We start from the raw sequence: 14,933 nt of genomic DNA, 5'->3' as shown, positions 1-14,933 counted from the left end.
GGCGGGTCGAGTCCGAACTACCGGAAGGAGACCGGGACGTCGCCGGAAACACCCCACTGCGTCGCCGACGAGGCACCGGTCACGCTGTTGCGCACGTACCAGACACCGTTCGACGGGCGCCAGACCGTGTAGTCGGCTCGGCCGTCGTCGGTGAAGTCGCCCCCGACCGGCACGTCGCCGGGCGTGCCCCACTGCGTCGCCGACGTCGCGCCGGAGACGCTGTCCTGCACGTACCAGGTGCCGTTCGACGGCCGCCACACGGCGAAGTCCCCGCGCCCGTCACCGGTGTAGTCACCGGGTACCGGGACGTCCCCCGCGACGCCCCACTGGACACTGCGCGTGACGCCGGTCTGGCTGTTCTTGACGTACCAGACGCCGTTGCTGGGCCGCCACACCACGTAGTCGGCCGCGCCGTCACCGTCGACGTCCTCAGCGGCGGGCACGTCGCCCGCCACACCCCACTGGGTGGCCGCGGTGGCGCCGTTGACGCTGTTCTTGACGTACCAGACACCATTGGACGGCCGCCACACCGTGTAGTCGTCGCGCCCGTCGGCGGTGAAGTCGGCCGGCTCCGGCACGTCGCCCGCGAGCCCCCACTGGGTGGCCGAGGTGACGCCGCTGACCCGGTTCTTGACGTACCAGACACCGTTGGACGGCCGCCACACCGTGTAGTCGCTGCGCCCGTCGCCGGTGAAGTCCCCGCCCACCGGGGCGTCACCCGCCGCGCCCCAGGCGACACTGCCGCTGCCCGCGCCGGTCAGCCGGTACCAGGTGCCGTTGCCCGGCCGCCACACCACGAGGTCGTTCTGCACCACCGCTGGTCCGGGCCGGGCCGCGTCGGTGGCGCCCGCCGAGGTGGTGGACAACGCGAGGGCACCCAGTGCCAGGGCCAGCGCGCTCATTCCCGAGATTGATCTGAGTCGTCTCATAACTCGCTCTCCGGTATTCGCGAACGTTCGGTGATCCGAACAGCCAGAACATATTGGCCCGCTCACACCGCTGCCCAGGAATTCCCCGGGGCGTCACCCCACCGTGCGGACAAGCCCCTCGTTCATCGCATTCCCGACCCACCCCAGGTTGGCAAGCCTGCCCACCGAACGGGTGGGTGGCCACCATCCGGGGTCACCTATTTCGCCCATCAGGACGGCGAAATTAATATATTTCCGCCGCGCCCGACATCAGTCGTCAGCCCTCGAAAGAAATAGCAACACACCATTCACGCGGCAGCAACGGTGTCCACAAAAGACACTCGACCGCCAGCCGCACGTCCTAGGCGAACGCCCGGTTCGCGACCCGGGCCAGCGGGATGATCATCGGCGTGCCGGTCTCCGGGTCGTCGATCACCCGGGCGCGCAGGCCGAACACGTCCTCGACCAGTTCGGCGGTGACGATGTCGCCGGGTCGACCGGCCGCGGCCACCACACCGCCCGCCCGCATGGCGACCATGTGCGTGGCGTACCGGCACGCCTGGTTCAGGTCGTGCAGCACCGCCACGAGGGTGTAGCCGTCCTGCTCGTGCAGCTGGGCGCACAGGTCCAGCACCTCGACCTGGTGGGCGATGTCGAGAAACGTCGTCGGCTCGTCCAGCAGCAGGATCGCGGTGCGCTGGGCCAGCACCATCGCCAACCACACCCGCTGCCGCTGACCGCCGGAGAGCTCGTCGACCATCCGGTCGGCCAGGTCCAACACCCCGGTGCGGCGCATGACGTCGGTGACCACGGCCTCGTCGTCGGCCGACCACTGCCGCAACAGCCCCTGGTGCGGGTAGCGGCCCCGGGCGACCAGGTCACCCACAGTGATCCCGCTGGGCGCGGTGGAGGTCTGCGGCAGCAGGCCCAGCCTGCGCGCGACCTCCTTGGACCGGTAGGAGGCGATCAGCTCGCCGTCGAGGTACACCGAGCCGCCATTCGGGCGCAGCACGCGCGCGAAGGCCTTGAGCAAGGTCGACTTCCCACACGCGTTGGGCCCGACGATCGCGGTGAAGGAACCATCCGGGATGGCGACCTCGAGACCGTCGGCCACCACCCGACCGTCGTAGCCGAGGGTCAGCCCCTCGGCGCGCAGCCGGGTCACCGGCCCACCCGGGGCACGACCTCGTCGACCCAGCGGACCAAGGTCCGATACGTGGCCATGAAGCCCTCCCCTGTCGCGACGGAAGCGTCAGGGCAGAGCTTAGCCTCACCTAACCATCAAGGTCACGGGTCACCTGATCCGGTGACAGCAGACTACTGGGAGTGGCCGATCACTCCGGCAGACTGGCCGTGGCCCCGAAGAAGTCGTCGACCTTCCCGACCGCGGTCATGAACTCGTCGAGATCGGCGGGCTTGGTGACGTAGGCGTTGGCGTGCAACGAGTAGCTGCTCTGGATGTCCTCCTGAGCAGCGGAGGTGGTGAGCACGACCACCGGGATCGAGGTCAGATCCGGGTCGGTCTTCACCTCGGCGAGCACCTCACGGCCATCCATCCGCGGCATGTTGAGGTCGAGCAGGATCAACTGCGGCCGGGGGACGTCGCCGTACCCGGCCTGCCTGCGCAGGAAGGCGACCGCCTCGATCCCATCGTTGACCACGTGCAGCCTGCTGTTCGGGCCACGCAGCTCGAACGCCTCACGGATCATGAGCACGTCGCCCTCGTCGTCCTCGACGAGCAGCACGTCGATCGCGGGGCCCGACGCCTCGCTCGAGAGTCCCCGCGCCGTCATCAGATCGTTCATGGCTGCTCCCTGGCGTGCGGCGAGACCCTAGACCGGAATCGTGTCACGGCGGGTGGCCTGACCGATAGGCGGCCGTCCGAGGTCGGCGGCAGGGCTGGGGGACGAGGACCTGGTCTCCCGCTTGGTCGCTCTGGTGGGTTTGCTGCCCTGTTGCCCGGGTTGGGGCGTGGGCTCGATCTAGGGGCCCGTGCGGTGGGTGCCGTCTCGTTGCCCGGTGTCTTGGGGTTGCCGTCTTCGTTGCCCGAGTTAAAGACGGGGGCTCGATCTACTGAACTCGCTTCGTGTGGGGCCCCTAGAGCACCGCGGTGGTGAAAAAAGGGCGGGTGAAGGGCATTCCCCACCACCGGCAAGTTTAGCGGTGCTCTCCCCCCACACGAAGCGAGTCCACTAGATCGAGCATCCGTAGCGGGACTTGCGTTCCAGCGAGGTCGGCCTATCCGCTGCGGTCTGGTGGGGTGGGGGGCGGCCTCGCCGCTGCGGTCTGGTGGGGGGTGAGTGGGTGGGTGGGTGGGTGCGGGCGGGGGGCTTCCGCTGCGGTTTGGTGGTGAGGGGAGGGCTTCCGCTGCGATTGGCGGGGGGCTGATGGTTTCCGCTGCGGTTTGGTGGAGGCCAGAGAAGCATTAACCGAGCTGAGCGAAGAGCGCTCGTTCATCATCGGTCGGCGACTGCCGCACCAGCTTTTCCGGGTGCCCTGGAGCCGGACCGCTCAGCGCCTCCCCCACCACGAATGACCAGTGCGCCGGGAAGAACACCGACCCCAACGTCACCAGCACGTTGCAGACACCTCGCAGTACTCGACCTGGCATCTGTCAACGATGACTGCTGCCGCTAAAGCAACGGTGAAGTACGACCGGGCTCAGGCGTCGCGTGCCTGGTCGGCGAGGAAGCGTTCGAACTCGGCGCCCAGTTCGTCGGCGCTGGGTACTGGTTCGCCGTCGGAGATCAGGAGGTTGCGGGTGCTCTCGGCGTAGGCGTCGTACTGCCGTTCCAGTGCCTCGACCACCTCGGCCACCTCCGTGGACTCGGCGACCTGGCGCGCGATCTCGGCGTCGGCCCGCTTGGCGGCCTCGCGCAGGGCGTCGGTGCGGATCACCAGGCCGGTGCCCGTCATCACGGCCTCCAGCAGCCCGAGTGAGGCGGCCGGGTAGGTGCTCTGCGCGAGGTAGTGCGGGACGTAGGCGGCGAAGCCCATCGCGTCGTGGCCTGCCTGGCCGAGGCGCAGTTCCAGGAGCGCGGAGAGGTTGCCCGGTACCTGCACCCGGCTGAACGGGGACCGCGAGGTGACCAGCTCGGGCCTGCTGGCGTGCGAGATCACCGACAGCTCGCGGGTGTGCGGGACCCCCATCGGGATGCCGTGGGCACCGACGGTCAGCCGCACGCCCCACCGCTCGACAAGTACCTGGACGGCGGCCGCGACGGCCTCCCAGCGCCGGTCCGGTTCGGGGCCGGTGAGCAGCAGGAACGGGGTGCCCGCGGCGTCGTGCAGCAGGCGCACGACCAGCTCGGGGGCGTCGTAGTCCTGCCAGCGGTCGGTCTCGTAGGTCATCACCGGGCGCCGGGCCCGGTAGTCGATCAGGTCGTCCACGTCGAACCGGGCGACCACGCGGTGCTCGTGCACCTCCAGCAGGTGCTCGACCAGCGTCGCCCCGGCCGAACCGGCGTCGACGAAGCCGTCGAAGTGGTGCAGCAGGACGGCCCCCTCCAGGTCCGGGACGTCGGAGTCCACCTCGAACAGCTCGTCCGGATCCAGCGCCACCTGATACCTCCCACGCGAAACGACACACGGACCCACGATTGGACCCACGCACGAACCCACACACCTGTCTCAGTACAACGTCCCACAACCGACCGACATTCCCGGACCGCGGACACAGGATGGCAACAGCCGGATCCGGGCCACCGCCGTCCGGCCACCACCGCCGGGCCACCGCGGCTGACGGCCATGTCCCGCAACAAAACCCCCGGGGGCAGGTCAGATCCGCAGGGAGTGGTGGGCCAGGTAGTCGACCAGTCGGGGCTCGGTGAGGGCGACGCCCTGGGCGGCCGGGTCCAACCTGCGCAGGACGCCCATCAGCTGGTCGCCGACGAGGCCGAGGTCGAACAGCTCCAGGGCGTTGAAGGCGGTCGCCCACGAGGCGATCGCCGGTTCGGTCAGCCACCGGACCTGGTCCGGCTGCGTCAGGTCGAGCCACTGGGTGATCTGCGCACCGAACGGCGCCCGCTGGAACGCCGCGATCGCCTGGCGCTCGGCCGGGGACAACGCGGGCTCGGCCCGCACCAGCTCGCGGTGGCGTGGGTAGTCGCGGACGAGGCGGAACCTGACCGAGGTCGGCGCGGCCGCGACCAGGGCGGCGGCCTTGGGCCGGTCGGCCGAGGCGATCGCCGTGCGCAGGGCCAAGCAGTCCGCCCACTCGCGGAGCTCGTCCTCCACGGCGACCAGCCGGACCCGTTCGCGCTCGCTCAGCGCCGCCCACCTGGCGTCCTGGCCCGCCGGGTCCAGTGCCACGAACGCGGTGACCCAGGCGAACAACGCGTCGAACACCGAGGTGTCCCGCTTGCCCGTCGCGGTCATCAGCGCCACGGTCGGCTGCTGCGACCGCCCCGTGTGGATCCGGCACGACAGCACCAAAAGCTTGGTCCACCGCCCCTTCGCCGCGTGGTCGAACACACCGCCGCAGGTGTGCGGGCCGTCCTTGGGGCAGTGGGCGGGGTCCGCGCACAGGCGCGTCGTGGCGGGCGAGGTCGCGCTCCCGATGAGCAGCTGCGGCACCTCGAGCTGGTTGTACGCGGTGAAAGCCCGCAACTCGTGGGGTTTGAACGGCTCGTACTTGTAGTTCGGCACCGGCGTGCCGGGGGCGAGGGTCTGCATGGGAGTCCGGTGGTGGTCCCGCCCGAGCAGCTCCAAGAGGTTGACCATCAGCAGCGGGGAGCCCTCGTCGGTGTAGAAGTGCACGGGCAGGCCCTTCGGCACCGTGACGATGTCCGTTCCGTCGTGCGATCCGTGGCCCAGCACGATGCCCACCATTGCGTCTCCAAACCAGTAGTCCCGACCAAGATCAATCGCCGGCGGCCGGGCAGGCGTAACAGGGCGGTCGAGCCCGGCCGAGACGGGCCGACTACCACCATGTGGAAAGCCAGAGCGCCATCGCACGGAGAAGGCGCAGATCAGAGGGGCTTCCATGATGCGGGAAGCCGCGAGTTCTGATTGACGGGGTGTCCGCGGCGTCCCTAGCGTTCGGGTCATGAGACCGCTGCGGCTGACGACCCGTCAGCATGTCGACCTGCTCCGGGTCGCCAGCTCGCTGTGTCCGCCGCACTGAGCGAGGACGCTCCCCACTTCGGCCGGTAGACCGCGCCCCCCAACACGGGGTTCGCGGGTCTTCGGCGACCCCTCCCCCGCCCTGATCTCCTTGTGACAAGGGACAAGCAGACACGCCCATGGGTACTTTCGCGCACTCAAGGATCGCCCGGATCGCCACCGCCGCCGTGCTCGCCGTGGCCCTGGCCTCGTGCGGCAGCTCGACTGACGCCGCCTCCGGGGCCATCGTGGTAAAGCTGACCGACCCCGGCAACTACGGACCGCTCGCCTACGCGAAGAAGAACGGCAGCTTCGACGGTCCGCTGGCCGCGCTGAACGCGAAGGTGGAGTGGGGCGGGACGTACTCGTCGTTCACCGCGACCACCGACGCGATCCACTCGGGCGCGGTGAACTTCGCCGAGGGCGCCTACTCCCCCGCCCTCGGCTACCTCGCCACCTCCGACGACATCCGGATCGTCGCGGTCAAGGACGTGGTCACCGACCCCCGCGCGGGCGCGGGCGACGGGCTGATCGTGCAGCCGGACAGTCCGATCAAGACGGTCCAGGACCTGCGCGGCAAGCGGATCGCGGTGAACAAGGCGGGCCGCGGCGAGTACCTGCTCCTGCTCGCGCTCAAGCAGGCGGGCATCCCGGCCGACCAGGTCACCCGCGTCTACCTGCAGCAGGACCAGGCCGCGTCGGCGTTCGCCAGCGGCCAGGTGGACGGGTGGGTCGCCATCGTGCGGGCCTTCCCGCAGGCGGTGGCCAAGGGGGCCAGGGTGGTCTTCCGCGGCCGGGATCTGCCCTCGGACGACATGAACATGTTCGTCGCCCGCACCGACCTGCTCGCCAAGAACCCCGAGGTGGTCCGGACCCTGGTCCGGGTGCTGTCCCAGTTGGACGAACAGGAGAAGGCGGAGCCGGAGAAGTTCCAGAACGTCTTCGCCGACCAGGGCCCGACGGCGGCGACCGGCCTGCAGCTGGAGAACAACATCGCCATCGGCCGCTACGACAACGTGCTCCGGCTGCCGCAGAACGCCGACGAGGCCAGGCTCACCGGTGTGTCCACCGTGTTCGTGGAGAACAAGGTGCTGGAGAAGGCCTCGGACCCCAAGAAGGTGTTCTACGACTGGGGTGACCGGAAATGACCGTGGCGCAGGTGGCTGAGACGCGGGAGCGCGCGACCCCGGCGGCCGTCGAGCTGACCGAGCCGGAGTTCCTCGGGACGAAGTCGCGCAACCGGTGGCTGTCGCTGCTGCTGCGGGGCAGCGTGCCCGCGTTGATCCTGGTCGCCTGGTGGTACACCACGACGCACGCCCTGGTGTCGACCGACGTCCTCGCCTCTCCCGGGCAGGTGGTGCGGGCGTTCTGGGAACTGGTGAACACCGGGCAGCTGTGGGAGTACAGCCTGGCCTCGTTCCAGCGCGCCGGTCTGGGTGTGGCCATCGGGGTGAGCGTCGCGCTGGTGCTCGGCCTGGTCAGCGGTCTGTCCCGGCTCGGTGAGGAACTCCTCGACGCGACGGTGCAGATCATCCGCGTGGTGCCGTTCCTGGCCCTGGTGCCGCTGTTCATCTCGTGGTTCGGGGTGGACGAGGCGTTCAAGGTCGCGCTGATCGCGGTGTCGTCGGCCTCGCCGATGTACGCCTACACCTACCTGGGCGTGCGTTCGGTCGACCGCAAGGTGGTCGAGGCGGCGCGCGGGTTCGGGCTGCGCGGCTGGCGGCTGGCGGTCGGTGTGGTGGTGCCCAGCGCGCTGCCGAACATCCTGATGGCGCTGCGGATCTGCCTGGGCATCAGCCTGGTCGGGTTGATCGCGGCCGAGCAGGTCGGCGCCACCGCGGGGATCGGCTACCTGGTGACGCTCGCGCAGCAGTACTACCGCAACGACTACATGGTGCTCTGCATCGTGATCTACGCGTTGATCGGGATCGGGGTGGACCTGGTGATCAGGCTGGTGGAGCGGACCGCCATGCCGTGGCGGCGGCACGGGACGGCGAGCGGATGAGCGCCGAGGACCAGGCGGCCCCCGAGGACAGCACAGCGGGCGCCGTGGTGCGGTTGCGCGGCGTCGGCAAGAGCTTCGGCTCGAACCGGGTGCTGGACGGGATCGACCTGGACATCGCCCCCGGTGAGTTCGTCGCGCTGCTCGGACCCAGCGGCACCGGCAAGACCACCCTGCTCCGGCTGCTCTCCGGCCTGCACCGCCCGGACGCAGGAACCGTTCTGGTACCGGGGATCCGCACGATCGTCTACCAGGAACCGCGGCTGGTGCAGGCCCGCCGGGTGCTGGCCAACGTCACGATCGGCCAGCGCGGCAAGGCCGCCCGCGGTCCGGGGCTGGCCGCGCTGGCCGAGGTGGGCCTGGCGGACAAGGCGCGCAGCTGGCCCGCCACGCTCTCCGGCGGCGAGGCGCAACGGGTCGCGCTCGCCCGTGCGCTGGTCCGGCAGCCGCAACTGCTGCTGCTGGACGAGCCGTTCGCCGCGCTCGACGCGCTGACCCGGTTGCAGATGCAGGAGCTCGTCGCCGAGCTGTGCGCCCGGCACCGCCCGGCGGTGCTGCTGGTGACCCACGACGTGGACGAGGCGCTGGTGCTCGCCGACCGCGTGATCGTGTTGCGGGACGGCGGTTTCGCCCTCGACCGGCGGATCGACGCGGCCCGGCCGCGCGACCGCGACGACCCCGCCGTGATCGCCCACCGCAAGGACTACCTCGCCGCGCTCGGGGTCACCCCCGACCGTTCCACCAGGAACCCCGACCGTTCCCCCAGGAGCACTGATGAGCACGCAAACGCTTGAGCAGAACCGGATCTGGTACACCCGCTGCCCGGTGCCCACCGCCAGCGGCCTGGCCTACAACCTCGGGTGGCTGACCGAGGAGTACGCCGCCGACGGCCTCGAGGTCGGCGTGCTGCAGGACGCCGCGCCGGAGATCGCCGCCCGGCACTTCGACCACCGGCTGGTCGGGCTGTTCCGCGAGGGCGGCAACGTGCCCGCGCTGGTCGCCAGGTCCGAGGGCGCCCCGACCCGGCTGATCGGCCTGACCTGGATCGACGAGTCACAGGCGATCGTGGTCCGGCCGGACTCGGGCATCACCGCGCCGGAACACCTGGTGGGCAAGCGGGTCGCGCTGCCCGCGCTGGCCGCCGACCGGGCCCGCAGCTTCCCGCGGGCGATGGCGCTGCACGGGTTCGTCGGCGCGCTCGGCACCGCCGGTCTGACCATCGCCGACGTCACGCTCGTCGAGGTGGCGACCGGGCAGGGTGACGTGGGCCGCGGCGCCCAGGGCGGTTCCTCGCTGTTCGGGATCGAGGCGCTGACCGCGGGCGAGGTCGACGCCGTCTACATCAAGGGCGCCCAGGCCGCCGAGCAGGCGGTGGCGCGCGGACTCGTGGTCGGCATCGACCTGGACTCCTTCGCCGACCGGCGGTTCCGGGTGAACAACGGCACGCCCCGGCCGATCACCGTGCACGAGCAGATCCTCGCCGAGCGGCCGGACCTGGTGGTCCGCTTCCTGGTCCAGACGCTGCGCGCGGCGGACTGGGCGGCCGACAACCTCGACCGGGTGCGCGAGATCCTGGCCGGGGAGACCCGGTCCGGCGCCGAGGGTGTCGCGGCCGCCTACCGGGACGGCTTCCACGAGTCGTTGCACCCCGACCTGTCCGACGAGCGGCTGGACCTGCTGACCCGGCAGAAGAACTTCCTGCTGGCGCACGGGTTCCTGGCGCGCGACGTGGACGTCCGCGGCTGGGCGGCGCACGAGCCGCTGGCCGAGGCCAGGGCGCTGCTGGCGGCGGGCCGGTGAGCGCGCCGCGGCTCATCTGGACCATCCCGACCCGCGGCGACGGCAAGGCCAACCGCGGCTGGGACCCCGCGCCCGCCCTTCCACCGTCCATTCGGGACGGACGAATCGGTGGCCCGGCGTTCACCCCGTTCGACTACCTGCACCAGATCTCCCGCGCGGCCGAGCTGGGCGGGTTGGGTGGGGTCTACGTGCCCTACGACCCGGCGGGCGAGGAGTCGCTGGTCGTCTCCGGCTCCCTTGGCCGCGACAGCCGGTACCTCGAGGTGATCGCCGGTTTCCCCGCCGGGATCGCGACACCGGTGTACGCGGCGAAGGTGTCCGCGACGCTGCAACGCGCCTTTGGCGGGCGGTTGAGCTGGCGCTTGGAGGTGGACTTGGACGAGCGCGTCCAGCGCGCCCAAGGGGATTTCGTCACCGGCGCCGACCGGTACGCGCGGGCGGCGGAGTTCCTGACCGTCGCGAAGGCGGTGTGGCACGGGCAGGACGTGGACTTCACCGGCCGGTTCTACGAGGTGGTCAAGGGCGGTTTCGCCGGACCGCTGGCCGGGCTGCCGTTCCCCACCGTCTACCTGTCCGGCACGTCCGACGAGGCACTGGCGCTCTCCGCCGAGCACGCCGACGTGCACGTGTTCGACCTCGCCCCGGACGGCGACCTGAACCAAGGCGAGCTGGACCACTACGTCTCGCGGCTCGGCGGGCGGCCCCGGCTCGCCCTCCAAGCGAGCGTGCACGCCCGCGAGGAGGCGGCCGAGCTGACCGGCTCAGCCGGTCTGCACGGGACGTACGAACAGGTCGCGGACCAGATCCGGGCATACGGCGAACGCGGTTTCGACACCTTCTTCCTCTCCGCCGACCCCCGGCTCGAGGAAGCGCTGCGGATCGCGCAGCACGTGCGTCCGCTGCTCGCAGGGAGGGCATGAGATGACCATCGACATCTGGTGGCGGATCGGGATGGCGGGCGACCCCAGCTCGCTGCGCACCGCGCACCGCCAGTCCCGGGGCGACTGGGCGCCGCCGGGGCCGGACAGCATCACCCCGGGGACCCGCGACGGCGAACCGGACGGCTACGGCCTGCTCGACTACCTGGTGGAGACCGCGCGGGCGGCCGAGGGCCTGGGGTTCCACGGCGGGCTGCTGCCCTCGTTCCCCGGCACCGACGACCCGTGGGCGGTGGCGTCCGCGCTGGCCAGGGCGACCAAGACGTACAAGTTCATGATCGCGTTCCAGCCCGGTTTCCTGTCCCCGGTGCAGGCCGCGCGGATGACCGCCAGCCTGCACCGCGCCTCGGCCGGGCGGGTCGCCTACAACATCATCACCGGCGGTGGCGGACCGCCGCAGCTGTGGTGGGGCGACAAGGTGGCGCACGACGACCGCTACGCCCGCACCTCGGAGTTCCTCGACGTGCTGCGCGGGGTGTGGGACGGCGGCCCGTTCGACTTCGACGGCCGGTTCTACCGGGTGCGGGGCGGCGGCTTGCCGGGTCCGCTCGCCGGGCTGCCGTTCCCCGAGGTGTTCTTCTCCGGGTCGTCCCCGGCGGCGATCGAGGCCGCCGGGCGGCACGCCGACTACTACCTGTCCTGGCTGGAGCCGCTGGACGCGCTGCGGGCCAAGTTCGACGCCGTCCGGGCGCGCAGTGCCGCGCCCAAGTTCGCCGTCCGGGTCGACATCCTGGCGCGGGAGACGGCCGAGGAGGCGTGGGCGGAGATCGAACGCGGCTGGCGGCACGTGCGCCCGGAGGACGTGCGGGCGCAGCTGTCGCGCGACGGTGGCGACTCGTTCGGCGTGCGCCGGGCGGTCGGCTTCCAACCGGAGTCGTTCACCGGCTTCCGCGACTTCGAGGTCGAGCCCGGCGTGTTCGCCGGGCTGGCGCTGATGCGGCCCGGCCCGGCGTTCGGCCTGGTCGGCAGCTACGAGCAGGTCGCCGAACGGCTGGACCAGCTGATCGACCTCGGCGTGGGCGCGCTCATCCTGGCGGGCGGACCGCACCTGGAGGAGGCCTACCGGGTCGCCGAGGGTGTGCTGCCGCTGCTGCGCGGCAGGCTCGGCGACCGCGGGCCGGTGACGCTGAGTGCGTAAGCTGACCAGCGGCCGACGACCAGGAGACCGGTGATGGCGACCAGTGCCGCGCCAGCGGGCGCGCAAGCGGTGCAGCGCGCCCTCGGCGTGCTCCAGTGCTTCCGCCACCACGGGCCGGAAATGGGCGTCACCGACATCGCCCGGGCCATGGAGCTGCCGATCAGCACCGCGCACCGGCTGGTGCTCACCCTGGTCGCGGCCGGTTTCCTGGAGCGCGACCCGGCCACCGCGCGCTACCGGCTCGGCACCACGGTGGCCGAGCTCGGCCAGCTGCACTACTTCCGGCACGGCCTGCACCGGTTGGACCCGGTGCTGGCCCGGCTCGGCCGGGCGACCAAGGCCTCGGCCAGCGTCGCGGTCCGCAGCGGCGACGACGCCCTCGTGCTGATCGGTGGCACGGTCGGCGCGGAGTCCTCGGACGGCATCCGCACGCCGCTGCACTCGACCGCCATGGGCAAGGTGCTGCTGGCCTGGGCGCCGCCCGGCGAGGACGACCTGGCCGCGCTGCCCGAGCTCGTTCGGCTGACCGACCGCACCATCGGCGACCGCGCCGAGCTGCGCGCGGAGCTCGACCGGGTGCGCGCCGCGGGCCACGCGCTCAACGACGGCGAGAGCGAGCACGGGGTCCGGTCGGTCTCGGTGCCGGTCCTGGACGCCGACGGCTTCAGCTACGCCGCGCTGACCCTGCGGGCCACCCCGGAACTGATCACCGACGACCGCGTCGGCTGGTTCGTCGCCCAGGCACAGGCCCGGGTCGACCAGGTCGCCGCACTGCTGCTGCCGACCCGGTAGCGGCACAGCACTCCCCTACAGCACCCCCTCCCCACCCCGGCGCGCGTGCGCCGGGGGTCGCACCGCACCCGAAATCGCCTGGAGGTCCACGATGTCCGTTCGAGTGGGGTTCTTCCCGCACAACAACTCGCTGTTCGTGCTGCGGCACACCGGGATCCTGGAGCGCAGGATCCCCGACGTCACCTGGGTCGACCTGCGGTCGCTTCCGCAGGGCGAGCGGCCCGACACCCGGTCCGGGCTGCCGACTGTCCACAGTGACCAGTTGTTCGCCGAGGGCGGCTACGACGTGGTCGGCACCGGCTTCACCCCGCCGATCACCGCGCTGGGCGCGGGCCGGGACGTGGTCTACATCGGCGTGTCCGGCCCCCGGGTCGACAACGGCAGGCTCGTGGTGCGCGCGGACTCGCCGATCAAGGAGGTCGCCGACCTGCGCGGCCGCCGGGTGGGCATCGCGCACGGCTCGTGGCAGACCACGCTGCTGCTGTTCGCCCTCGACCAGGCGGGTCTGACCTGGGCGGACGTCGAACCGGTGAACACGGGGGCGGACGCGGCCCAGCTGTTCCTCGACGGCGAGATCGACGCGTGGACCGGCTCCTACCCGGACCTCGACCGGGTGGAGGCCCAGACCGAGGTGCGCACCCTGGTGCGGACCGAGGGGCTGTTCAGCCACCCGTCGCTGTGGTTCACCCGCCGGGACTTCGCCGAGGACCACCGCGACGAGTTGGCCGCGATCATCGAGTCGCTGCAGGAGTCCGACCGGTGGATCACGGAGAACCCCCGGGCCGCGGCGCGGTACTTCGTCGATGACGCGGTCGCCCGGGGCTCGGACGCGAGCCTGGACGCCTGGGAGCGCGCGCTGCGCAACCGGCCGTTCGGCGTCAACCCGGCCGACGAGGCGTTCCTGACCGAGCAGCAGCGCGCGGCCGACCTGCTCGCCGCCAACGGCCTGCTGCCCCGCGCGGTCGACGTCCGGGGCGCGGTCCTGCCCTGGGTGAACGACCTGGTCACCGGCACGCTGTCCACCCGCGCCTGACCACCGTCCCAACGCGCGGAACCACGGGCTCCGTGGTTCCGCGCGTTGACTCCGCCAGTGGAAAACCCGGAGCGACCGTGGACCGTCAGGCCCCCTGGGCGATGGGCGCCACCGCGAGGCCCCGGTGCGCGGACAGCAACCGGCGCAGGGACACGACGGCGTGCCGGGACACCGTCGGGTCCAGACCTTGACGATTCCAGATGAACAGCGGCAACGGCTCCAGCTTGGGCAGGTCCCGCCGCGGGACCAGGCCCTGCGGTGTGGTGCCGAAGGTCGCCAGCACGGCCACGCCCAGACCGGCCGCGGTGGCCGCGTGCACCCCGGCGAGCTGGTTGGCCTCCGCGCCGATCTCGGCCGGGATCCGGTGCGCGGCAAGGGTTTCCAACGCGCTGGTGCGCAACGCGCACGGGCTGTCGAAAGCGACCAGCGGCACCGCGCCGCCCGGCCGGGTCCACCCCGGCGCGGAGTACCAGGTCAGCTCCAGCTCGCCGACCGGCGTCGCGCGCGGGTCGTCGGCCGCGCCGAGCAGCAGCGCGAGGTCGAGGCGGCCCGCGCCGAGGGCCTCCCGCAGCGCCGTCCCGCGGTCGAGGCGGTAGCGGACGCGGTAGTCGGGCAGCGACTCCTCCAGTGTCGCGGTGAGACGGGGCAGGAGCTGGGCCGCGGCGTGCTCGGTCGACCCGATCACCACCGTCTCCTCGCTCTCGACGCCCAGACCGCGCAGCGACTCGTCGTGCAGCGCGAGGATCCGGCGGGCGTAGCCGAGCAGCCGGTTGCCATCGGCGGTGAAGCGCGACCGCCTGCCGTCGCGCTCCACCAACCGTCTTCCCGTCGCCGCCTCGAGTCTGCGAACATGTTGGCTCACCGCGGCTTGGCTGAGGTGCAGGTGGGTGGCGGCGCGCTGGAAACCGCCGCAGTCGGCGACCGCGACGAAGCTGCGCAGGGGCACGATGTCGAGGACCTTCTCCATGTCGACGGAAGCTACCCGAGCACCCATCACGAACCGCGATGAATCCGCATCATGAAACGTCGTTGGACACCCACCGGCGCAGGAGTCATGCTCGGAGGCATGAACCGACCGGCTGACGCGATGAGCGCGCTGCTCACCTGCTGTCGCTGGCTCGACCACGCCCGCTGTGGCACCGCGATCTGTTCGGCTCGCCGTCCGCTCGACCGGCACTGAGCTGCCGCCCGCTCAGGGCCCGCGCAGCACCCACTGATC

General features: G+C 71.5%; 16 protein-coding genes. 9 read left to right on the top strand and 7 right to left on the bottom strand.

Translation table 11 applies throughout. The features are described from left to right. Positions 1-17: 17 nt before the first annotated feature. The 6 genes from QSK30_RS30800 to QSK30_RS30775 all read right to left on the bottom strand — a co-directional run bounded on the left by QSK30_RS30800 (position 18) and on the right by QSK30_RS30775 (position 5,738). Positions 18-902 (bottom strand): FG-GAP-like repeat-containing protein, encoded by an 885-nt coding sequence (locus tag QSK30_RS30800; protein WP_285508265.1) that lies wholly within the window; start codon positions 900-902, stop codon positions 18-20. Between the two features lie 367 nt (positions 903-1,269). Beyond that, positions 1,270-2,073 carry an ABC transporter ATP-binding protein gene (locus QSK30_RS30795; RefSeq protein WP_285508264.1) on the bottom strand — a complete coding sequence of 268 codons (804 nt, stop codon included), beginning with the start codon at positions 2,071-2,073 and terminating at the stop codon, positions 1,270-1,272. Between the two features lie 169 nt (positions 2,074-2,242). Continuing rightward, positions 2,243-2,713, bottom strand: a complete 471-nt coding sequence (locus QSK30_RS30790; protein WP_285508263.1) for a response regulator — start codon at positions 2,711-2,713, stop codon at positions 2,243-2,245. Between the two features lie 620 nt (positions 2,714-3,333). After that, positions 3,334-3,519 carry a DUF6059 family protein gene (locus QSK30_RS30785; RefSeq protein ID WP_285508262.1) on the bottom strand — a complete coding sequence of 62 codons (186 nt, stop codon included), beginning with the start codon at positions 3,517-3,519 and terminating at the stop codon, positions 3,334-3,336. A 50-nt stretch (positions 3,520-3,569) separates the two neighbouring features. After that, the gene (locus tag QSK30_RS30780) at positions 3,570-4,469 is read right to left on the bottom strand and encodes a proteasome assembly chaperone family protein (protein ID WP_285508260.1); all 900 of its coding nucleotides are present in this window, start codon (positions 4,467-4,469) and stop codon (positions 3,570-3,572) included. 216 nt (positions 4,470-4,685) lie between these two features. Further along, a complete protein-coding gene (locus QSK30_RS30775; RefSeq protein ID WP_285508258.1) occupies positions 4,686-5,738 on the bottom strand; it encodes a putative adhesin in 1,053 nt (350 codons plus the stop codon). Positions 5,739-5,955: 217 nt separating this feature from the next. Here QSK30_RS30775 and QSK30_RS37015 point away from each other — a divergent pair, with 217 nt between their 5' ends. The 9 genes from QSK30_RS37015 to QSK30_RS30735 all read left to right on the top strand — a co-directional run bounded on the left by QSK30_RS37015 (position 5,956) and on the right by QSK30_RS30735 (position 13,714). Then, positions 5,956-6,033, top strand: coding sequence for a putative leader peptide (locus QSK30_RS37015; protein ID WP_352231645.1), 78 nt, complete (start codon positions 5,956-5,958; stop codon positions 6,031-6,033). A 118-nt stretch (positions 6,034-6,151) separates the two neighbouring features. Then, a complete protein-coding gene (locus QSK30_RS30770; protein WP_285508257.1) occupies positions 6,152-7,159 on the top strand; it encodes an NrtA/SsuA/CpmA family ABC transporter substrate-binding protein in 1,008 nt (335 codons plus the stop codon). Positions 7,160-7,170: 11 nt separating this feature from the next. Beyond that, a complete protein-coding gene (locus QSK30_RS30765) occupies positions 7,171-8,016 on the top strand; it encodes an ABC transporter permease (protein ID WP_285508255.1) in 846 nt (281 codons plus the stop codon). Further along, positions 8,013-8,807 (top strand): ABC transporter ATP-binding protein, encoded by a 795-nt coding sequence (locus tag QSK30_RS30760; protein WP_285508290.1) that lies wholly within the window; start codon positions 8,013-8,015, stop codon positions 8,805-8,807. Before QSK30_RS30765 ends, QSK30_RS30760 begins: the two co-directional genes overlap by 4 nt. Further along, a complete protein-coding gene (locus QSK30_RS30755) occupies positions 8,788-9,813 on the top strand; it encodes an ABC transporter substrate-binding protein (protein WP_285508253.1) in 1,026 nt (341 codons plus the stop codon). Before QSK30_RS30760 ends, QSK30_RS30755 begins: the two co-directional genes overlap by 20 nt. Continuing rightward, on the top strand, positions 9,810-10,733 hold the full coding sequence (locus tag QSK30_RS30750) for an LLM class flavin-dependent oxidoreductase (protein WP_285508251.1): 924 nt from the start codon (positions 9,810-9,812) through the stop codon (positions 10,731-10,733). Before QSK30_RS30755 ends, QSK30_RS30750 begins: the two co-directional genes overlap by 4 nt. A gap of 1 nt (position 10,734) precedes the next feature. Further along, positions 10,735-11,889 (top strand): LLM class flavin-dependent oxidoreductase, encoded by a 1,155-nt coding sequence (locus QSK30_RS30745; protein WP_285508250.1) that lies wholly within the window; start codon positions 10,735-10,737, stop codon positions 11,887-11,889. Between the two features lie 33 nt (positions 11,890-11,922). Beyond that, positions 11,923-12,681, top strand: a complete 759-nt coding sequence (locus QSK30_RS30740) for an IclR family transcriptional regulator (RefSeq protein WP_285508248.1) — start codon at positions 11,923-11,925, stop codon at positions 12,679-12,681. A 91-nt stretch (positions 12,682-12,772) separates the two neighbouring features. Continuing rightward, the gene (locus QSK30_RS30735; protein ID WP_285508247.1) at positions 12,773-13,714 is read left to right on the top strand and encodes an ABC transporter substrate-binding protein; all 942 of its coding nucleotides are present in this window, start codon (positions 12,773-12,775) and stop codon (positions 13,712-13,714) included. 85 nt (positions 13,715-13,799) lie between these two features. Here the strand turns inward: QSK30_RS30735 and QSK30_RS30730 are convergent, their stop codons facing one another. After that, positions 13,800-14,681: a LysR family transcriptional regulator gene (locus tag QSK30_RS30730; protein ID WP_285508245.1), complete on the bottom strand. Its 882-nt coding sequence runs from the start codon at positions 14,679-14,681 to the stop codon at positions 13,800-13,802. Positions 14,682-14,933 lie beyond the last annotated feature (252 nt).

This window comes from Actinokineospora sp. NBRC 105648, assembly GCF_030269645.1.
In the GTDB taxonomy this organism is placed as follows: Bacteria; Actinomycetota; Actinomycetes; order Mycobacteriales; family Pseudonocardiaceae; genus Actinokineospora.
Note: the sequence above shows the minus strand (reverse complement) of the source record. Positions and strands in the feature narration are given on the sequence as shown.